Genomic DNA, 17,772 nt, shown 5'->3' on the forward strand with positions numbered 1-17,772 from the left:
ACCGGATCTGTTAATTGAGTGGCCCTCGCCGACATCATCTCCGTAAGGTGTGCCAGCAATCAGAGACTCTTACACCCCGGGGGATCCACCATGCCACTCGCCACCCTGAGACGCGCCGCCCGCGAGACCGTCTCCGGGCTTCCCCGCGAGTTCTGGTGGCTCTGGACCAGCACCCTCGTCAACCGGCTTGGGGCTTTTGTCGCGACTTTCATGGCTTTGTATCTCACCCTCGACCGTGGGTACTCCGCCTCCTACGCCGGTCTCGTCGCCTCACTTCACGGCCTCGGCGGGGTCGTCTCGTCCATCGGGGCCGGAGTCATGACCGACCGGCTCGGGCGGCGGCCCACTCTGCTCATCGCCCAGTCGGGCACCGCCGCCTCCGTCGCGCTCCTCGGCTTCATGCATCACCCCGTCGCCATCGCCGGCGTCGCGTTCCTGGTGGGGATGGCGTCTAACGCCTCGCGGCCCGCCGTCCAGGCGATGATGGCCGACATCGTGCGGCCCGAGGACCGGGTGCGCGCCTTCTCCCTCAACTACTGGGCCATCAACCTCGGCTTCGCCGTCTCGTCGATGGGTGCCGGGTTCATCGCCGCTTACAGCTATCTCGCCGGCTTCCTCATCGAGGCCGGGATGACTGCCGTCTGCGCGGTCGTCGTCTTCCTGAAGCTGCCCGAGTCCCGGCCGAGTCTCAACAAAAACGCCGAGGAAGCCACGGACGACGTCGGCCTCGGCACCGTCCTGCGTGACCGGCGGTTCATGAGCGTCGTCGGGCTGTCCTTCCTCGTCGCGCTGATCTTCCAGCAAGGGTCGATCGGGCTGCCGGTGGCCATGGGCAACGCCGGGTTCACGCCCGCCGACTACGGCATGGCCATCGCCGTGAACGGCGTGCTGATCGTCGCGCTGCAGATCCCTGTGACCCGGTTCATCCAGCATCGGGATCCCAAGCGGCTGCTCGTCGTCTCGTCCCTGCTCGCCGGATACGGCTTCGGGCTCACCGCCTTCGCCGGGTCCGTCGGCCTCATCGCCCTCACCGTGTGCGTGTGGACCCTCGGCGAGATGATCAACGCGCCCACCCAGACCGGCCTCGTCGTCCGCCTCTCCCCCACCCGGGGGCGCGGCCGCTACCAGGGCATGTACACCCTGTCCTGGTCCGCCGCGGCCCTCGTCGCACCCCTCATGTCCGGTTTCGTCATCGACCGGTTCGGCACGGCGTGGCTGTGGGGGCTGTGCGCGGTCGTCGGCACGGTCGCCGCGATCGGGTACGGCGCCCTCATGCGGCACCTTCCGGCCGAGGAGCCGACCTCACCCCTCGGACGCGTACGGCAGGAAGGGCAGGAAGTCGGCCCAAGCGTGGGGTGAGAGGGCGAGGCGGGGGCCGGTGGTGGCGGTACGGAACTTGGAGTCGCGGATGTGGATGGTGGCGGGGGTGGTGGCCACCTCGACGCAGGAGTCGCCGTCGGGGCCATCGCTGTAGCTGCTCTTGAACCACGCCAGTTCGGAGGCGCCACCGGCAGTGGACTTGCGGATCATGTTTCTCCCAGCAGTTGCTCGATGAGGGCCCGCGACTCCCCTGGTGGAAGAGCCTGAGCCCGGATGGTGCCATACCGCAGTTCAAGGATGCGCAGCTCCCTCAGGTCCGAGACCGGACGGCCGTTGAACGCGCCGTCGGAACGCCCGACTGCGGTGCCGTCCTCGAACTTGAGCAGCTCGATCCTCCCGCTCATACCGGGATGCGGCGTGCTGTCCAACGGCATCACCTGAAGCGTGACGTTGCTCAACCGTCCCACCTCCAGCAGGCGTTCGAACTGCTGTCGCCGCACCATTGTCCCTCCAACCTTGCGGTGCAGCGTCGCCTCTTCCAGGACGAAGGCCAGGGCAGGAGCGGGCGACCGCTCGAAGATGGACTGCCGGGCCATGCGAGCAGCCACCCGCCGTTCCAAGTCCTCCGGGGCATAGGCCGGTTGCCACGACTCCAACAAGGCCCGTGCATGCTCCGCTGTCTGCAACAGGCCCGGGATGCTGCTGCACACATACACCCCGATCTCCACCGCCTTGGCCTCCATCGCAGCCAGATCCCGCACCTTCTTCGGATACCGGACCCTCTTCACGTCCTCCCACGTAGCCACGATGAGCCCGCCCGCATCCAGCACCTCGTCGGCCTTGTCCAGATACTCCTGCCGGGGAATCCGCTTCCCCGCCTCGATCTTGTAGACCAAGTCGTCGCCGTACCCGACCGCCGCCCCGAAGTCGGGCACCCGCATCCCCACGGCCTCCCGCCGCAGCCTCAACTGCCGTCCCACGGTGGCGATCACCGCCAGACCCCAGTCGTCGTCCGGGTCCACCTCCCAACCCGGCTCGTCCGCCTCGGTCTTGAGCCGTACCGCCTCGCCGTCCACCGACATCCCGCACCCCTCCGTCGTACGACCGTGCTGCGACGCCCTTACCCGTACGCACCCTCTGGACAGCCTGGACACCTCTGGACAAGCCCTGGACAGTCGCTCTACGCAACAGCGTCGTCACTGTTCACGGTAGGCACACGCGGCCACGCTGAGTGACGTGATCCTCAACTTCAGCGCCCAGCTCTCCCCCACACCCCGCGGAGCCCGTCTCGCCCGTCTGCTCGCGACGGAGCAACTCCGCGGCTGGGGACTCCCATTGGATCCGGCGGAGCACATCGTGGCGGAACTGGCCACCAACGCCGTCACGCACGGCAAGGTCCCGGGGCGCGACTTCCGACTCACGCTCTACGTCGTCGGCGGCACCCTCCGTATCGAGGTCACGGACACTCGCGACGACCGCGTGCCGCATCCACAACACCCTGCCTCCGATGCCGAGTCGGGGCGCGGACTCCTCCTCGTGGACGCGCTCGCCGACCGCTGGGGTGTCACGCCGGGACTGCGTCCTCGTAAGACCGTGTGGGCCGAAGTCGTACTCCCACCGGACTTCAGAAACCCGTGCTCCGGTGCCAGGGGCGATCTTCCCCAAGAAACACGAGAGGGAAAGAACCCCACCAAACCCCACCCCTCCCTCCCGCTCGCAGCGCTGCCTCACCCTCGCGAGTGAACATCACCAACTCAGCTGGATTTCGGCCCGGTTGCTTGCTCTACGCTCAGCGCGACACAACCGCAGACATGCAGCAGACATACAACGGCCCTCGCCGGGACTGGCATCCCAATGCGAGGGCCTCACCACCAAGGAAGAAACCCTAGACTTCCCGATGGATATCCAAAACCCTAGCGCGCCCTCGCGCGCCCAGTCCCGTATCGCGGGCAAAAACCACCCCCACGCGGGTGGCCTCGAACACGACCACACCCGCCACGCCACCCGCTTCACGGTGATCGGCAACCACCTCGCCCAGCACCCATCGCTGTCGGGACTCGCGATCGGGCTGGGCTGCCACATCCAGTCGCTACCCAAGGGCGCCCGCGTCGACATCAAGACCCTCGCCGCCCGCTTCCCCGAGGGCACGACCCGTATCGCCGCCGCCCTGCGCGAACTGGAAACCCACGGCTACCTGCGCCGCGAACGCAAACGCACCCCCGGCGGCCGCATCGTCACCCGCACCATCTCCTGCAACCAGCCCGGCCACCAGCGGCGGGCGGCCGAAGAGCACGGGCCCACACGCCCCAAGAGACAGCAGGAGCCCCGCAAGAAGGCCCTCCCCGCCGTCCCGCAACCGTCGTACCCCCACCCCACGCTCCTCCAGCAGGCCACCGACCTCCTCGCCGGCCTCCGCCGCCACGACTCCCGCCTGCTGCTCTCCACCTGCGACACGGCCCACCTCGCCCCCGGCGTCGCCGCCTGGCTGGAACGCGAGGTCACCTCCACCGCCGTACGCCAAGCCCTGACGACGGATCTCCCGGACCCCCTGTGCCGCCCGGCAGCCCTCCTGGCCCACCGCCTGACCGCCCAGCTGCCGCCACTGCTCCCGTACCGCGCGCCCGCAGCACCACCACCGGTCCAGCACCCGCTCCAGACCTGCGACGGCTGCGAACGCGCCTTCCGCGCTCCCGCACCCGGCCGCTGCCGCGACTGCCGAACCGACTCGGCGGGCAACCTGCCGCTTAGCTTGGGGGACTGCCGTGCAGGCTGAGCCGGGACACGGTAGTTGGAACCGGTGAGGGTCAGTTCGTGGAGTGGCCGGTGTCCTAGGGCTCAGAGGTGACGGACAGGGCTGCGGCTTCATGGATGGCGAGTTCTTCAGGGGTTCCGACGATGGCAGGTCCGCAGCCGGGAGGGAGGCGTTCGACCACCATCGTGACGGCCTGTTCCGGCGTTGCAGCTGGGCCCACGGACTCGCTGCGCAGGGGTCCGGAGACCCAGTATTCGCCTCTCGCCGCGGGCTGGATGTAGGGAATGTCCCACGTCCACCGCTGCCCTGTGCAGCGGCTGAAGTGCAGCTCTCCCATTCCCGTCCAGGGGAACAACTGGCGCAGGCGGGGTTCGGCGTAGGCCGCTTCGAGCAGTTCCGGGCGGACCCGCCCGTCCGCGCGAACCTTCTGCCAACCTGCTTCGACGAGGCCCTGGCTCGGGGGCGTTGTGTCCATAGCGACACATCATCCCCGTCGTTGGGCAGAACTGGTTCGGCCCGATCCGTCTGCCTTCCTCTCGCGTGGTGTCCCGCTGTCCGCTCAGTCGTCGAAGTGGAGCGCAGGCCGGGTCCAGAGAGTGAGGTCACTGCTGGTGGCGACCGCCAGGGTCAGGCCGGAGGGAGAGAACCCGGCTGCGCGGAGTTCTGAGTACTCGGAGTGGAAGATGTGCCACCACGTCCCTCCCGCCAGACCTTTGTGGGACCCTCCGTCGGCGGAGAGGATGACGCGGTCGTGGGGCCATTCGGGGCTGACGACATCCAGGGTCCAGCCGTCCGGTGTGGTGCTGTGCAGGCCGCCGCCGAAGAGCCCGGCGATGCGCACCGGGGCTCCTGCGATCGGGCCGAGCCCGGGGCAGGCGAGGTCCGGGTGGGCGTCGGGGGTGCTCGTTTCGGGGTCAGGATCCCGGTCGCGGGAGATCTTCTCGCCAGTGACCGCGTCGACGAGTCCATGGCCGTCGCTGGACACGACCATGACGAGGTCGTGACCGCTGTCGGGATGAACGGCGAATCCGATGCCAAGCAGACCCCCGATGGGGGTCCTGCGGTCCAGCACCGGCTGCCACGGCTCGGGAGCGGGCATGACGGTGGCGGCGATGTAGCGCTCGCGCAGCTTCTGCTGGTACTCCGTGATCAACTCGTCTCCTCGGTACGATCCGCGTCGAGGATCTCTCGCGCAGTGGCCCAAGTCGACTCGAATTCCTGGCAGGTGATCTCGGCAACGCCGTCCGCTTTGCTCGGTCACACCTGACCGTCACGGATGCATCCGTGCCCCCTTCATCACCTTGTCCACCGCGTTCTTCGGCCCGTACACCGCGATCCCCACCAGGTCCAACTCCGCCGTCCCCACCGCCCGTACCGCCGCCCGGTTGTCGCGGTCGTTGCCCGTCGTGAACAGGTCGCTCGTGAAGAGCGCGCACGGCAGTGAGCGGGACAGCACGCGCGCGTGGGCCGTCGTCAGCGTCTCCTTCGTGCCCTCGAAGACCATTACCGGCTGGCGGAACATCGGCAGGTAGGGCACGCCGTCGGCGTCCTCGTACGGCTCGCCGATCACCTCGGGGACGGCCGTACCGAGGCCGCTCACGAGGAACGCGGTGACGTTGAGTCGCTGCCAGGGCTCCAGGTCCTCCCTCAGCAGGACAGCGATCTTGGTGTCGAAACGGATGGGTTCAGTACTCGTGCTGCTCATACCCCGAGACTGCCGACCGTCGTACGACACCGTCTTGTACGTTCTTTGCATGGCGGCCAAAACAGCGTCCCGGCAGGAAGTCACCGCCTGGCGCCCCGCCGTCCCAGGCGTCGTCGAGGTCTTCCACGCCCACTTCACCGAGTACGCCTACCCGATGCACGTCCACGAGGCATGGACGCTGCTCATCGTGGACGACGGCGCCGTACGGTACGACCTCGACCGGCATGAGCACGGCACGCCGGGCGACACCGTGTCGCTGTTGCCGCCGCACGTCCCGCACAACGGGTCGCCCGCCACCCCGGACGGCTTCCGCAAGAGGGTTCTGTACCTCGACGACACCCACCTCACCGACGACCTCATCGGGCCCGCCGTCGACGGCCCCGATCTGCGGGATCCCGTACTGCGGCTGCGGGTCGGGCAGTTGCACACGGCGCTCACCCGGCCCGGCGAAGAGCTGGAGGCGGAGAGCCGGCTGACGTTGATCGGCGACCGGGTGCGGGCGTTGCTGCGGCCTCGGCTCGACGCACAGCCCTCGCGCCCCGATCCCGCCCTCGCCCGCCGGCTGCGCGAACTCCTCGACGAACGCGTCGTCGAGGGGCTCTCGCTGGAGGCGGCAGCGGGGCTGGTGCAGGCCCATCCGGCCCATCTTGTACGGGCGTTCAGCGGGGCTTACGGGATCGCGCCGCACCAGTATCTGAACTCCCGGCGCGTCGACCGGGCCCGGCGGCTGCTGCTGGAGGGGCGGCCGCCGGGCGACGTGGCCGCGGCGACCGGATTCTTCGACCAGTCCCATCTCACGCGGCACTTCCGGAAGTTGGTGGGGGTCACTCCGGGACGCTATGCGCGGAAGCCGTCCGTGAAGCCGTCCGTCCGGTGAGCGGCGACGGGCGGTTGGCCGGGTTCGGCAAACCCGCCGTCAGAACCAGTGCAGGCAGTGCGGGGAGCGTTCGGCGCGGAAGAGTGCGTCGGCGAGGGTGGCTGCGTCCGGGTTGTGGGCCCGGATGTGTCCGGCGCGCACGAGCGTGCTCGGGGCGGTGCCGCCGAGGTAGATCGAGCCCAGATCACTGACGTCCAGGGAAAGGTCGGGCTCCCGGTCCGTGGGGACGCAGTCGGCCTTGTTGTCCCGGACGGTGAGCAGGTAGCGGCCGTGCTCACCGAGGAACGGGTCGTCGACGTCGAGGACGAGCTCGCCGTCCGTGAACCAGCCGCGCGCGGTCAGCGCACGTGGCACGTCCAGCAGCCGCACCCATAGCCAGTCCATGTCGCCGCTCACCTCACCGGCGCGGAAGTCCGCGAGCTGCCAGCGCAGCGGGTGGTCGTGCGGGACGTGCTTGAACACGACCTTGGCGACCAGGTCGTGGCCCAGCACGAATCGGGCCAGGGCCGTGTACACGGCGTCGTCGGTGGCGATGGTCTCGTCGACCGTCAGGGTTTCGGACTCGCCCATCGAGTAGCTGGCGTACCCGTCCGGGACGCCGTCGGCGTCACGATGGACGGCGACGTAGCGCGGCGCCGGAGAGATCGGGGGCTGCCCCGCGCCCACCGCCCACCAGCGGTGCGGCCGGGACAGCGCGCCGGGCTGTGCGCGGCGGTACCGGTCGTAGACCTCTTCCAGGATCTCGCCGCACTCGGCACGCCGCAGCACCTCGATCGTGCCCGTGCCCGTGCCCGTGTCCGAGCCGGTTGCCGGGGCGTCGGCCGTTCCGCGCGCCCGGGGAAGGGTGAGAGCGCCCCGGTGGCGCGGCACCGTCAGCTGGGCCGTGTAGGTCGCCGGTCCGTAGCCGAACCTGCGGTAGATCAGGGCCTCGGTGCACAGCAGTACGGAGAGGAACTCCCCTCGGGCCCGCACCTCGGTGAGCTGATGCCGCATCATCGCGCTGAGCACGCCTTGGCGTCTGTGCGAGGGCAGGACGCCGACGGCGGTCACCCCGGCGGCCGGGACGAGGGTCTCACCGGGCAGGGTGAGCTCGAAGGAATACGCGGCGGCGGTGCCGACGGGCCGCCCGTCCGCCGTCAGGGCGAGCAGGCCGCGGTCCATTTCGAGCGCCGCCCACCAGACCCCGCCGCCGCCCTCGTTCGGGGTTTCCGGGAAGCGCCCGAACGCGGCATGAAGTGTGTCGACGAAGACGTCGAAGTCCTGGTCGGTCGTGGGACGGATCTCCATTGCTGCCGCTGCCTCCCTGGATACCGGCACCACGACCCGTGGCGCCCCGCACAGTGCAGCGTTGACAGGTGGTCAGGTCAAACGAATTACGGCCGCTCACAGCACAACTCGGCCCCGGGGTCAGTCCTCCGACCGCCGCGTCAGATGCGCGAACGCGTCCAGGTTCCGCGTCGGCTCGCCCCGGGACACCCGCCACTCGTACTCCTTGCGGATCGCGGAGGCGAAACCGAGTTCCAGGAGGGTGTTGAAGCTGCCGTCCGCCGCCTCCAGGACCTGGCCGAGCAGGCGGTCGATCTCGTCGGCGGTGACGGCGGCGAGGGGGAGCTTGCCGGCGACGTAGACGTCACCGAGCCGGTCCACGGCGTAACTCACGCCGTAGAGCTTGAGGTTGCGCTCCAGGAGCCAGCGGTGGACGCCGGGTTCGTTCTCGTCGGGGTGGCGGATGACGAAGGCGTTGAGGGAGAGGGAGTGACGGCCGACGAGGAGGGAGACGGTGGTCTTCAGCTTGCGGGTGCCGGGGAGCTGCACCACGTAATTGCCGGCCGCCGGGCTCTCCCACTCCAGCTCGGCGTCCTTCAGGACACCCTCGATGACCTGCGCTGCCTTCTGTGCGTCACCCATGGTGGGAGCGTACGCGACGCCGGTACGCCTGGGCCGCGGCCGTGTAGACGTCCGCCGTCGCGGCGGCCGCGGTGTCCCAGCCGAAGGACTGGGCGTGCCGGGCGGCGGCCTCGCCCATGCGGGGCGTGAGCGTGGGTTCGTCGGCGAAGTCGCGCAGCACGCGCGCGTAGGCGGCGGGATCGTGCCCTCGTACGAGGAATCCGGTACGGCCGTCCCGCACCGCCACCGGAAGGCCGCCCACCGCCGCCGCGAGCACCGGGGTGCCGGCCGCCTGGGCCTCTATGGCGACCAGGCCGAAGGACTCGCTGTAGGAGGGCATGACCAGCACGGACGCGGCCCGGAACCAGTCGGCGAGCTGCTCCTGGCCGACGGGCGGGTGGAACCGTACGGCATCCGCGATGCCGAGCCGTGAGGCCAGCTTCTGCAGGCCCTCGGGCTTGGCGAGGCCGCTGCCGCTGAGGCCGCCGACGACCGGGACGAGGAGGCGGGAGCGCAGCTCGGGGCGCTCGTCGAGCAGCACCGCCACCGCGCGGAGGAGAATGTCCGGGGCCTTCAGGGGCTGGATGCGGCCCGCGAAGAGCGGGATCAGGGCGTCTTGCGGGAGGCCCAGGCGGGCTCGGGCCGCGGCCCGGCCGTCCGCCGGGCGGAAGCGGTCGAGGTTCACTCCGGGGTGCACCACGGCGACCTTGGCGGGGTCGGCGGCGTAGTGCCGTACGAGTTCCTCGCGCTCATCGGCGGTGTTCGCGATGAGGCGGTCGGCGGCGGCGACGATCTGGGTCTCGCCGATGACGCGGGCGGCGGGCTCGGGGGTGTCACCGTCGGCGAGGTTGGCGTTCTTGACCTTGGCCATGGTGTGCATGGCGTGTACGAGGGGGGCGCCCCAGCGCTGGGCGGCGAGCCAGCCGACGTGGCCGGAGAGCCAGTAGTGCGAGTGGACGAGGTCGTAGTAGCCGGGCCGGTGACCGGCCCAGGCCTGCATCACGCCGTGTGTGAAGGCGCAGAGCTGGGCGGGGAGGTCCTCCTTGTTGAGGCCCTCGTAGGGGCCGGCGTCGATGTGCCGGACGAGGACGCCGGGCGCGAGTTCGACGGTCGGGGGGAGGCCGCCGGTCGTCGCGCGCGTGAAGATCTCGACCTCGATGTTGATCGCGGCGAGGCGCTGCGCGAGCTCCACGATGTAGACGTTCATGCCGCCGGCGTCGCCGGTGCCCGGCTGGTGGAGCGGTGAGGTGTGCACGGAGAGCATGGCGACGCGGCGGGGGCGGCGATGCAGCCTGAGCCGCGGGGGCGTTGCCTGGGAGCGACGCCCGAGCCTGCTGACGTACTGGCTCACGTCGCGTTCCTCCTTGCAGCGGGCATGCCGGACGGAGGATGTAGAGCGCCCTCCAAGGGGGTGCAACGCCGGAGGGAGGGGTTCCCATTCCGGGGGCGGCGATTTTTGCCGAGGCATTACCGGGGGTCGCTCAACTGTTCGGGGTTCGGGTGCGTCGGGAATTCGGTGGGCGGCGGGGCTGGGCGTTCCTAGGATCACGGGCATGACAGGCACCGAGGAGATCGTGGAGTGGCTGCCCTGCCCGTGCTGCGGCCACCGGACGCTGGGCGAGCTGTGGGCATACGAGATCTGCCCTGTCTGCTACTGGGAGGAGGACTCCACCCAGCTCCGCTACCCCTGGTGCGGCTTCGGCCCCAACCACGGCCTGAACCTGTTCGAGGCGCAGGCCAACTTCCGGCGGATCGGCGCGGTCACCGAGGACATGAAGCGCTACGTCCGTCCGCCCAGGGCCGACGAGCCGCTGGACCCCGGCTTCCGCCCCGCCGACCCGGCGCTGGACCCCTTCGAGGAACGGTTCACCGACACGCCGTATCCGGACGACCTCACGGGCCTGTACTACTGGCGGCCCGCTTACTGGCGCCGGACGGCACGATCCAGCCCGTCCGGCGTGTGATGTTTTCGCCCCCGCCGCCCCTTCCCGTCCCATCCTTCTGGGGCTCCGCCCCAGACCCCGCTCCTCAAACGCCGGAGGGGCTGAGTTTTTCAGCCCGTCCGGCGTTTGAGGACGAGGCCCCTTCAGGGCCGAAGCGGGGGTCTGGGGGCGCAGCCCCCAGGGACGGGACGGGTAGGGGCGGCGGGGATACCCTCGTACCCATGACAGCCCGCGCAGCGCCCCGCCCCCTGGGGACGGTCACGCGCGGGACCACCAACCCCAACCGGCTGCGCCGCATGGACCGCTGGATCGCGGCCACGCACGGTGCCGAGCTACGGCGCGCGACCGATCCGGTCGCCGTCGACCTTGGCTACGGCGCCGCCCCGTGGACAGCCGTAGAGCTGCTCAGCCGGCTCCGCGAGGAGGCACCACACGCGCGCGTGGTCGGCGTCGAGATCGAACCGGCCCGGGTCGCGGCCGCGAAACCGTACGAGCGGGACGGGCTCGTCTTCCGGCACGGCGGGTTCGAGATCCCGGTCGCCGAGCGTCCGCTGCTGATTCGCGCAGCCAATGTGCTGCGGCAGTACGACGAGGCCGAGGTCGCCGCCGTATGGGCACGGCTGTGCGCGCGGCTCGCACCGACCGGGCTCCTCGTCGAGGGGACCTGCGACGAGATCGGGCGCCGGCACGTCTGGGTCGCGCTCGGGCCCGAGGGCCCGCGGACGGTCACCTTCGCGGCCCGGCTGGGCTCGTTGGAGCGGCCCTCGGACCTCGCCGAGCGCCTGCCGAAGGCGCTGATCCACCGCAACGTCCCCGGCGAACCGGTGCATGCCTTCCTGCGCGACTTCGACCGCGCCTGGGCGGCCGCCGCGCCCTACGCCTCGTACGGCGCCCGGCAGCGGTGGATCCGGGCGGTGCGGGACCTGACGGCCCACTGGCCGGTGGCCGACGGGCCGGGGCGGTGGCGGCAGGGTGAAGTGACGGTGGCGTGGGAGGCGTTGGCACCGCGCGGGTGACTCTTCCCCTGAATCTCCCCGGGGCTGACCTGCGGGGAACGATCTCCGTGAGTCGTTCGTCACAAAGGCGGGGAGATCTTCATGCGGGGGCGGAAAGGGGGGAAGCACTAGGTCTGTCGCTTTGCGCCGCTCCGTGGCACGATCCCCCGAGCACCGTAAGTTACTGACGGTAAATCAGATATGGGGGCAGGGGTATGGGAACGGGCAAGCGCGGTCTGCTCGCGACGGCCGTGACCGTGGTCGGCGCAGTCACGGTACTGACCGCACCCGGCGCGGCGTTCGCGTCCGCGAGAACCCCCACACCGACCCCCTCCGCTTCCGCCTCTTCTTCCGCCTCCTCGACTCCCGTGACGAACAAGGACCTTGAGGCCGTACGCGAGAAGCTCGCCACGCTCTACCACGACGCGGCCGTCGCCACCGACGCCTACAACGCCGCCGAGGAGAAGGCCGAGAAGCAGTCCGCCGAGATCGTCGAGCTGGCCGGGAAGATCGTCAAGGGTCAGGAGAAACTGGACGAGTTGAAGGACCGCGCGGGCGCCGCGGCCGCCGCCCAGTACCGCGGTGGCGGGCTGCCGGACGAGGCCCATCTGCTGCTCGGCAACGACCCGCAGGACTTCCTCGACGACACCGGCCGGCTGCTCCAGGGCCAGCGCGCCACCAAGGGCCTGCTCGCGGAAATGGCCCGCACCCAGCAGGACTTGAAGCAGTACGCCGCGGACGCCTCCACCCAGTGGAAGAAGCTGGAGGCGGGCCGCGAGGCGAAGGCGGCCGCCAAGAAGAAGATCAAGAAGCAGATCGCGGCGGCCGAGCAACTCGAGTCCCAGCTGGAGAAGGAGGAGAAGGAGCGCCTCGCCGAACTGGAGGAACAGGCCGCCCACCAGGCCCAGACCGCCTGGCTGGACTCCGGGATCCTCGACGAGATCGACGCCACCGCGTCCGAACAGGGCAAGCAGGCCGTCGAGTACGCGACCGCGCAGATCGGCAAGCCGTACGTATGGGGCGCCGAGGGCCCGAACTCGTACGACTGCTCCGGCCTGACCTCACAGGCCTGGGCGAGCGCCGGCCGGCCCATCCCGCGCACCTCGCAGCAGCAGTGGCAGCAGCTGACCCGCGTCGACGTGCAGGACATGCGGCCCGGCGACCTGATCATCTACTTCGACGACGCGAGCCATGTCGGGATGTACCTGGGCGACGGCGCGATCGTGCACGCCCCGCGGCCCGGGCGGACGGTGACGATCGCCGGGGCGGGGTCGATGCCGATCCTCGCGGTGGTCAGGCCGGATGCGTGATCCCGGACAATTGCCGCGGAGCGCGTGACCCCGCTCATGTGACCCACCGCACGCGGACCCGGCATCAAACCCCCGCCGGAAGTGACGTTCGTCATCCCGTCCCACCCCCCGACCTGTCCAACTGCGTTACGGATCGCGGCATATGACAGCGGCCAGCCTCCAAGCGGCGTGTCTCACACCATTCCTCTAGGGGACGCTTACCCGCTATGGTCCCCGTCGGTGGATCGAGGTCCCTCGCCCCGCCGTGCCCTCGGGGGGAGGGAAGGAACCAAGACGATGCCCGTACCCATACCGCGGCAGAGAGCGATCCCGGCCGTGGAGAGTGGTCAGGCGCCGGCCGTCCACCAGGACGGCCCTTCCAAGGAAGAGACCCCGCGCAAGGAAGCCACGGTCGACACCAACGCCGCCACCACCAATCTGACCCTGCTGGTGATCGAGGACGATCCGGGCGGCTCCACGGTCGTGCCCGAGATGCTCGACGCGGCCGGCAAGCCGATCCGTGTCCGCACCGCCCGCAACCTCACCGAGGCCGAGCGGCTGCTCACCGACGACGTCCACTGCATCCTGCTGGACCTCACGCTGCCTGCCTCCGGCAGGCCCGCGGACGACGACGAGCTCGCCGTACTCAGGCATGTCCTGGAGCTCGCGCCCCGGCACGCCGTCCTCGCGCTGACCGCGTCCGGCGACTCCGAACGCGGCGCGGAGGCCGTGCGCGTGGGCGCCCAGGACTACCTCTTCCGGGACGAACTGGACAGTCGGCTGCTGAGCCGGGCGATCCGGTACGCGGTGGAGAGGAAACGTTCCGACACGGCCGAGCGACGGCTCGCCGAGGGCCGCGTACGGGCCCAGGAGAACCGCCGCCTGGAGCGCGGCCTGCTGCCCACCCCGCTCCTCGAGGGCTCCTCCCTCCGCTTCGCAGCCCGCTACCGCCCCGGCCGCTCGCGCGCGCTGCTCGGCGGTGACTTCTACGACGTCGTCCGCACCCCCGACGGCACGGTCCACGCGATGATCGGCGACGTCTGCGGGCACGGCCCCGACGAGGCGGCACTCGGCGTGGAGCTGCGCATCGCCTGGCGGGCGCTGACGCTGGCGGGGCTGTGCGGCGACGAGCTCCTCGGCACCCTGCAGCAGGTCCTGGAGCACGAGCGCGCGGACGACGAGATCTTCGCGACCCTCTGCACGGTGGACATCGCCCCCGACGGCCGCCGCGCGGGCCTGTGCCTCGCCGGTCACCCGTCCCCGCTGATCGCCCGCCCCGGCAGGCAGGCCAAGCTCCTGCCCTACGACAACAACGGCCCCGCCCTCGGTCTGCTGCCCGGCGCGCGCTGGCCGCGGATGCAGGTGGAGCTGGGTTCCGAGTGGAGCCTGATGCTCTACACCGACGGCCTGATCGAGGGCCACGCCGGCGAGGGCCGACGGGAGCGGCTCGGGCAGGACGGCATGGTGGAGATGGTCCGCCGGCAGCTCTCCGAGGGCCTGCGCGGCGAGCAGCTGCTGCGGGCCGCGGTGCACGAGGTGCGGGAACTGAACGGCGGCGAGCTGACGGACGACGTGGCGGTGCTGTTGCTGGACCGGACGCCGTAGCGCTCCGCTGGGCTGGGCTGAGCCGGAAGCGCGGTGACGAATCTGCGGGCCGGTGGGGGCTGGTCGCGCCGTTCCCCGCGCCCCTTAAGGGGCGCTCGCTTACCGTCCGCCGTTGTACGGGCCGTAGGGACCGTCGCTGCTGGAGCCGCCCTTGCGGCTGCGGCCGCCTCCCGGGAGGCCGCGCAGGGCGGGCCGTACGTCGACCATGTACACGATCGTCGCGATGAGGCCGATGATCGGCAGGAACGACATGACGCCGAAGAGCACGTTCACCACGACGGCGATCCCGAGGATGATCAGCCAGAACGGCTTGGTCTTCTTGTCGGCCGCGCGATAGGCGTCGTCGCGACGGATGGCGGCGTCGATCAGCGCGAAGGCGCTGAAAGCGAGAAGGCCCATGCTCAGCAGCCACATGAAGCCTGCGAACCCCTGCATCAGCACAACGTCCACCACCCGACTCGGCTTGTCCTCTACGCGGTCACCGTACCCGTTTCCGCAAGCCCACTACCCGCACAACGGGCCGGGCACTCGGTAAGTGCCCGGCCCGTTCTGTGCCTGCCTGGTGTTACTTGGCGGGCGGGGTCGTCTTCTTGGCGGTGGTCTTGCGCGCCGTGGTCTTCTTGGCGGTCGTCTTCTTCGCCGGGGCCGGGGCGGGCTCGGCCTTGGCCTCGGCGGGCTTCGGGGCCGGCGCCTCCTCCTTGACCTCGACGGGCTCGGCCTTCGGCTCGACGGCCACGGCCAGTTCCTCGATCTCCTCGGCGGCCTCGCCGCGCCAGGTCTTCACGGTCTGCTCGCCGTGCTCGGCGACCTTCTCGTAGGTCTCGCGGGCCTTGACGGCGTACTCGGCGGCGACGCCGACGCTGCGCAGGGCGAAGTCCTGGGCGCTCTCGCCGATCTTCTTCAGGTCCGCGTCGAGGGTGGTGCCGAGCTTCTTGATGTCACCGTCGAGGGTGCTGATGAACTCGCCGACCTTGGCCTGGATGCTCTCCTGGGCCTCCTTGGCCTTGGTCTGGGCCTCCTTGGCGCGGGCGGCGGCCTTCTCCTGCACGGCCTTGGGGTCGGTGCCGCGGACGGCCTCGATACGGGCCGGGGCCTCGGCGCGCAGCTGCTCCACGATGCCGGGCACCTTCTTGGCCTGCTGGAGGGCCAGATCGGCGGTGCCGGCGGCGAAGTAGAGCGGGGTCGGGTCGCTGAAGGTCTTGCGCAGGTCGTCGGTGATGGCCATGGTGACGGTCCTCCCGGATCGCTTTGGGCTGAGGGTTTTGGGGTCCGCGGTCGGCCGGCCGGTCGTCGAGTGGTCTCTCAACCGGCTGACTGCTGCGGGTCGGCGTCGCTGCCGTCGGTCGTACGGGGACGGCGCTTGGCGGTCTTGCCGCCGGCCGTTCGTTTCGTGCGGGGGCCGGGTGCGGGGGTGTCCTGAACATCGTCGTCAGGAACGTCGTTGTCAGGAACGTCCGCCGCACCGTCGCTCTGAGCGGGAGCCGCGTCCGCCGGGGCGACCTCGAATCCGTTCTCCTTGCGGAAGGATTCGTAGATCTGGAGCAGCACCTGCTTCTGCCGCTCGTTCAGCGTGGGATCGGCGAGGATGACCGCACGTGTCTCCACCTCGTCCCGGTCCCGCTCGGCATCGAGAATCCCGGCCCGCACGTACAGCGTCTCGGCGGAGATCCGCAGGGCCTTGGCGACCTGCTGCAGCACCTCCGCGCTCGGCTTGCGCAGCCCGCGCTCGATCTGGCTCAGATACGGGTTGGACACCCCGGCGGCATCGGCGAGCTGCCTGAGCGACAGCTGCGCAGTACGCCGCTGTTCACGCAGATACTCACCGAGATTGCCGACGTTGAGCGATGCCATGCCCCTACTTTGCACCACCCGCGCTAACTATTGCAAGCACCTGCTTGCAAAAGTGCGCCAGGCCACTTGATCCCGGTGCATAGGATCGCCGGCATGGCCCTGCGACCTGTTCTGGTGAACATGAAGGCTCTTGATGACTCGGCGGTCGGCCGGTTCTGGGCGGAGGCGCTCGGCTGGCGGGTTTCCAGCCAGGAACCCGGCGCGACCGCCGCTAAGCCCGCCGGCTTCGACTGGCTGGACCCGGCCGGTGTCTGCGTCGACGTCATCTGCGTCCCGGAACCCAAGACGACGACGAAGAACCGTGTGCACCTCGATCTCGCCACCACCTCTGCGGCCCATCAGACGGAGTTGGTCGCGCGCCTCCAGGCTCTCGGTGCGACGCCCGTCGACGTGGGCCAGGGCGACGTGCCGTGGACGGTCCTCGCCGACCCGGAGGGCAACGAGTTCTGCGTACTGGAGCCTCGGGAGATCTACCGGGACACCGGGCCGATCGCCGCGGTGGTGGTCGACTGCGCGGATCCGCGGGCCATGGCCCGGTTCTGGGGTGAGGCGATCGACTGGACCCTGAGCGAGGCGACCGACGACCATGCGGTGTTGCGCTCCGCCAAGGGTGTCGGCCCGTATCTCGAGTTCCTCCGCACGCCCGACGTGAAGACCGTGCCGGACCGCGTCCATCTCGACCTGGTGCCTGACGTCGGTGACGACAAAGCAGCGGAGGTGGCCCGGCTGCGGGCCCTCGGCGCCACCGACCTCGACGTCGGGCAGGGCGACGTCCCGTGGACGTGCCTGACCGACCCGGAGGGCCACGAGTTCTGCGTCCTCGCCCGGTCCTGACGCGGAACCTTGACGGCACCCTGAGAGACGCCGATGCCGTACCGGATTTCCGCTGTGCCCGTCCCCGCGGCCCCCACGGCGCTAGCGTCGAGTCCCATGATCGTATGGCTCAACGGCACCCACGGCGCGGGCAAGACCACGACCAGTGCACTCGTGCAGCAGCTGATCCCGGATTCACGGGTGTCCGACGCCGAGAAGGTCGGCGAGACCCTCATGGACATCACGCCGGCGCTGCCCGCACCCGGGACGGACAACTTCCAGCACTGGCCGCCGTGGCGGCCGCTCGTCGTCGAGACCGCCCGCCGCGTGCTCGACTACACCGGCGGCACCCTGGTGATGCCCATGACCGTCCTGGTCGAGCAGTACTGGCGCGAGATCAGCACGGGCCTCGCCCAACACGCCATCCCCGTACGGCACTTCGTCCTCCACGCCGACCAGGACACCCTCCGCGGGCGCATCGCGGGCGACACTGTTGTCGGCTCCAACTCCTGGTTCCGTCTCAAATACCTCGAGCCCTACGCCGAGGCGGCCCGCACGTGGCTGCACGGCGAGGCCGAGGTCGTCGACACCACGCACCTCACGCCTGCCCAGGCCGCCCTGCGGATCGCAGAGGCCGTCAAGAGCTGAAGTCCCCGCCCGGGGCGGGAACACGGCGACCGGGACGTCCGGATAGCCTGCCCTCTCGCTCCGGACAAGTGACCGGACCAGTGACCG

At 70.2% G+C, this 17,772-nt stretch carries 21 protein-coding genes; 10 read left to right on the forward strand and 11 right to left on the reverse strand.

Annotated features, from left to right (window positions below):
• The first annotated feature begins 90 nt into the window (after positions 1-90).
• A complete protein-coding gene (locus tag IG08_RS0103155) occupies positions 91-1,359 on the forward strand; it encodes an MDR family MFS transporter (RefSeq protein WP_030595935.1) in 1,269 nt (422 codons plus the stop codon).
• Here the strand turns inward: IG08_RS0103155 and IG08_RS0103160 are convergent.
• Together IG08_RS0103160 and IG08_RS0103165 are read right to left on the reverse strand one after the other, a co-directional pair.
• On the reverse strand, positions 1,303-1,530 hold the full coding sequence (locus IG08_RS0103160; protein WP_030595937.1) for a DUF397 domain-containing protein: 228 nt from the start codon (positions 1,528-1,530) through the stop codon (positions 1,303-1,305). The two genes, IG08_RS0103155 and IG08_RS0103160, sit on opposite strands and share 57 nt — an antisense overlap.
• Positions 1,527-2,402, reverse strand: coding sequence for a helix-turn-helix domain-containing protein (locus tag IG08_RS0103165; RefSeq protein ID WP_030595940.1), 876 nt, complete (start codon positions 2,400-2,402; stop codon positions 1,527-1,529). The genes IG08_RS0103160 and IG08_RS0103165 overlap by 4 nt, the downstream gene beginning before the upstream one ends.
• 154 nt (positions 2,403-2,556) lie before the next feature.
• Here IG08_RS0103165 and IG08_RS0103170 point away from each other — a divergent pair, with 154 nt between their 5' ends.
• Both IG08_RS0103170 and IG08_RS0103175 read left to right on the forward strand, forming a co-directional pair.
• Entirely contained in the window at positions 2,557-3,063 is a 507-nt protein-coding gene (locus IG08_RS0103170; protein ID WP_078655420.1) for an ATP-binding protein, read from the forward strand.
• Positions 3,064-3,217: 154 nt separating this feature from the next.
• Complete coding sequence (locus IG08_RS0103175) at positions 3,218-4,093, forward strand: helix-turn-helix domain-containing protein (protein ID WP_030595945.1); 876 nt, start codon at positions 3,218-3,220, stop codon at positions 4,091-4,093.
• 55 nt (positions 4,094-4,148) lie between these two features.
• On the opposite strand, the gene IG08_RS53880 is transcribed toward IG08_RS0103175, so the two are convergent.
• The 3 genes from IG08_RS53880 to IG08_RS0103190 all read right to left on the reverse strand — a co-directional run bounded on the left by IG08_RS53880 (position 4,149) and on the right by IG08_RS0103190 (position 5,777).
• Positions 4,149-4,547, reverse strand: coding sequence for a DUF6193 family natural product biosynthesis protein (locus IG08_RS53880; protein WP_030595953.1), 399 nt, complete (start codon positions 4,545-4,547; stop codon positions 4,149-4,151).
• 84 nt (positions 4,548-4,631) lie between these two features.
• Entirely contained in the window at positions 4,632-5,225 is a 594-nt protein-coding gene (locus tag IG08_RS0103185) for a hypothetical protein (protein ID WP_030595954.1), read from the reverse strand.
• A 117-nt stretch (positions 5,226-5,342) separates the two neighbouring features.
• Positions 5,343-5,777, reverse strand: a complete 435-nt coding sequence (locus tag IG08_RS0103190) for a DUF2000 domain-containing protein (RefSeq protein ID WP_030595956.1) — start codon at positions 5,775-5,777, stop codon at positions 5,343-5,345.
• Positions 5,778-5,826: 49 nt separating this feature from the next.
• On the opposite strand from IG08_RS0103190, the gene IG08_RS0103195 reads away from it, so the two are divergent.
• Positions 5,827-6,654 (forward strand): helix-turn-helix transcriptional regulator, encoded by an 828-nt coding sequence (locus IG08_RS0103195; RefSeq protein WP_043453037.1) that lies wholly within the window; start codon positions 5,827-5,829, stop codon positions 6,652-6,654.
• A 39-nt stretch (positions 6,655-6,693) separates the two neighbouring features.
• Here IG08_RS0103195 and IG08_RS0103200 read toward each other — a convergent pair whose 3' ends face one another.
• The 3 genes from IG08_RS0103200 to mshA all read right to left on the reverse strand — a co-directional run bounded on the left by IG08_RS0103200 (position 6,694) and on the right by mshA (position 9,892).
• A complete protein-coding gene (locus IG08_RS0103200; protein WP_030595961.1) occupies positions 6,694-7,941 on the reverse strand; it encodes a GNAT family N-acetyltransferase in 1,248 nt (415 codons plus the stop codon).
• Between the two features lie 120 nt (positions 7,942-8,061).
• Positions 8,062-8,562 carry a type III secretion system chaperone family protein gene (locus tag IG08_RS0103205; RefSeq protein ID WP_030595963.1) on the reverse strand — a complete coding sequence of 167 codons (501 nt, stop codon included), beginning with the start codon at positions 8,560-8,562 and terminating at the stop codon, positions 8,062-8,064.
• Positions 8,555-9,892, reverse strand: coding sequence for a D-inositol-3-phosphate glycosyltransferase (gene mshA / locus IG08_RS0103210; RefSeq protein ID WP_030595966.1), 1,338 nt, complete (start codon positions 9,890-9,892; stop codon positions 8,555-8,557). Before mshA ends, IG08_RS0103205 begins: the two co-directional genes overlap by 8 nt.
• A 202-nt stretch (positions 9,893-10,094) precedes the next feature.
• Between mshA and IG08_RS0103215 the strand changes: the two genes are divergently transcribed.
• The 4 genes from IG08_RS0103215 to IG08_RS0103230 all read left to right on the forward strand — a co-directional run bounded on the left by IG08_RS0103215 (position 10,095) and on the right by IG08_RS0103230 (position 14,373).
• A complete protein-coding gene (locus IG08_RS0103215) occupies positions 10,095-10,505 on the forward strand; it encodes a CPCC family cysteine-rich protein (RefSeq protein WP_030595968.1) in 411 nt (136 codons plus the stop codon).
• 200 nt (positions 10,506-10,705) lie between these two features.
• Positions 10,706-11,500, forward strand: a complete 795-nt coding sequence (locus IG08_RS0103220; RefSeq protein WP_030595970.1) for a class I SAM-dependent methyltransferase — start codon at positions 10,706-10,708, stop codon at positions 11,498-11,500.
• Between the two features lie 194 nt (positions 11,501-11,694).
• Positions 11,695-12,789, forward strand: coding sequence for a C40 family peptidase (locus IG08_RS0103225; protein WP_030595972.1), 1,095 nt, complete (start codon positions 11,695-11,697; stop codon positions 12,787-12,789).
• A 276-nt stretch (positions 12,790-13,065) separates the two neighbouring features.
• Positions 13,066-14,373, forward strand: coding sequence for a PP2C family protein-serine/threonine phosphatase (locus IG08_RS0103230; protein WP_030595973.1), 1,308 nt, complete (start codon positions 13,066-13,068; stop codon positions 14,371-14,373).
• A gap of 99 nt (positions 14,374-14,472) precedes the next feature.
• Here IG08_RS0103230 and IG08_RS0103235 read toward each other — a convergent pair whose 3' ends face one another.
• The 3 genes from IG08_RS0103235 to IG08_RS0103245 form a co-directional block, all read right to left on the reverse strand.
• Positions 14,473-14,808 carry a DUF2516 family protein gene (locus IG08_RS0103235; protein ID WP_030595976.1) on the reverse strand — a complete coding sequence of 112 codons (336 nt, stop codon included), beginning with the start codon at positions 14,806-14,808 and terminating at the stop codon, positions 14,473-14,475.
• Positions 14,809-14,938: 130 nt separating this feature from the next.
• Positions 14,939-15,598 carry a hypothetical protein gene (locus IG08_RS0103240; RefSeq protein ID WP_030595977.1) on the reverse strand — a complete coding sequence of 220 codons (660 nt, stop codon included), beginning with the start codon at positions 15,596-15,598 and terminating at the stop codon, positions 14,939-14,941.
• A 77-nt stretch (positions 15,599-15,675) separates the two neighbouring features.
• Positions 15,676-16,224, reverse strand: coding sequence for a helix-turn-helix domain-containing protein (locus IG08_RS0103245; RefSeq protein WP_030595980.1), 549 nt, complete (start codon positions 16,222-16,224; stop codon positions 15,676-15,678).
• Between the two features lie 93 nt (positions 16,225-16,317).
• Here IG08_RS0103245 and IG08_RS0103250 point away from each other — a divergent pair, with 93 nt between their 5' ends.
• On the forward strand, positions 16,318-17,058 hold the full coding sequence (locus IG08_RS0103250) for a VOC family protein (RefSeq protein ID WP_030595982.1): 741 nt from the start codon (positions 16,318-16,320) through the stop codon (positions 17,056-17,058).
• 96 nt (positions 17,059-17,154) lie between these two features.
• On the forward strand, positions 17,155-17,685 hold the full coding sequence (locus IG08_RS0103255; protein ID WP_030595984.1) for an AAA family ATPase: 531 nt from the start codon (positions 17,155-17,157) through the stop codon (positions 17,683-17,685).
• Positions 17,686-17,772: the final 87 nt, after the last annotated feature.

The organism is Streptomyces fulvoviolaceus (assembly GCF_000718165.1).
In the GTDB taxonomy this organism is placed as follows: domain Bacteria; phylum Actinomycetota; class Actinomycetes; order Streptomycetales; family Streptomycetaceae; genus Streptomyces; species Streptomyces fulvoviolaceus.

Coding starts and splice junctions, on each gene's coding strand:
- IG08_RS0103155 (WP_030595935.1), top strand. CDS start 91: ATGCCACTCGCCACCCTGAGACGCGCCGCCCGCGAGACCGTCTCCGGG.
- IG08_RS0103205 (WP_030595963.1), bottom strand. CDS start 8,562: ATGGGTGACGCACAGAAGGCAGCGCAGGTCATCGAGGGTGTCCTGAAG.
- IG08_RS0103215 (WP_030595968.1), top strand. CDS start 10,095: ATGACAGGCACCGAGGAGATCGTGGAGTGGCTGCCCTGCCCGTGCTGC.
- IG08_RS0103195 (WP_043453037.1), top strand. CDS start 5,827: ATGGCGGCCAAAACAGCGTCCCGGCAGGAAGTCACCGCCTGGCGCCCC.
- IG08_RS0103245 (WP_030595980.1), bottom strand. CDS start 16,224: ATGGCATCGCTCAACGTCGGCAATCTCGGTGAGTATCTGCGTGAACAG.
- IG08_RS0103235 (WP_030595976.1), bottom strand. CDS start 14,808: ATGCAGGGGTTCGCAGGCTTCATGTGGCTGCTGAGCATGGGCCTTCTC.
- IG08_RS0103255 (WP_030595984.1), top strand. CDS start 17,155: ATGATCGTATGGCTCAACGGCACCCACGGCGCGGGCAAGACCACGACC.
- IG08_RS0103225 (WP_030595972.1), top strand. CDS start 11,695: ATGGGAACGGGCAAGCGCGGTCTGCTCGCGACGGCCGTGACCGTGGTC.
- IG08_RS0103240 (WP_030595977.1), bottom strand. CDS start 15,598: ATGGCCATCACCGACGACCTGCGCAAGACCTTCAGCGACCCGACCCCG.
- IG08_RS0103160 (WP_030595937.1), bottom strand. CDS start 1,530: ATGATCCGCAAGTCCACTGCCGGTGGCGCCTCCGAACTGGCGTGGTTC.
- IG08_RS0103175 (WP_030595945.1), top strand. CDS start 3,218: ATGGATATCCAAAACCCTAGCGCGCCCTCGCGCGCCCAGTCCCGTATC.
- IG08_RS0103165 (WP_030595940.1), bottom strand. CDS start 2,402: ATGTCGGTGGACGGCGAGGCGGTACGGCTCAAGACCGAGGCGGACGAG.
- IG08_RS53880 (WP_030595953.1), bottom strand. CDS start 4,547: ATGGACACAACGCCCCCGAGCCAGGGCCTCGTCGAAGCAGGTTGGCAG.
- IG08_RS0103230 (WP_030595973.1), top strand. CDS start 13,066: ATGCCCGTACCCATACCGCGGCAGAGAGCGATCCCGGCCGTGGAGAGT.
- IG08_RS0103200 (WP_030595961.1), bottom strand. CDS start 7,941: ATGGAGATCCGTCCCACGACCGACCAGGACTTCGACGTCTTCGTCGAC.
- IG08_RS0103220 (WP_030595970.1), top strand. CDS start 10,706: ATGACAGCCCGCGCAGCGCCCCGCCCCCTGGGGACGGTCACGCGCGGG.
- IG08_RS0103190 (WP_030595956.1), bottom strand. CDS start 5,777: ATGAGCAGCACGAGTACTGAACCCATCCGTTTCGACACCAAGATCGCT.
- IG08_RS0103250 (WP_030595982.1), top strand. CDS start 16,318: ATGGCCCTGCGACCTGTTCTGGTGAACATGAAGGCTCTTGATGACTCG.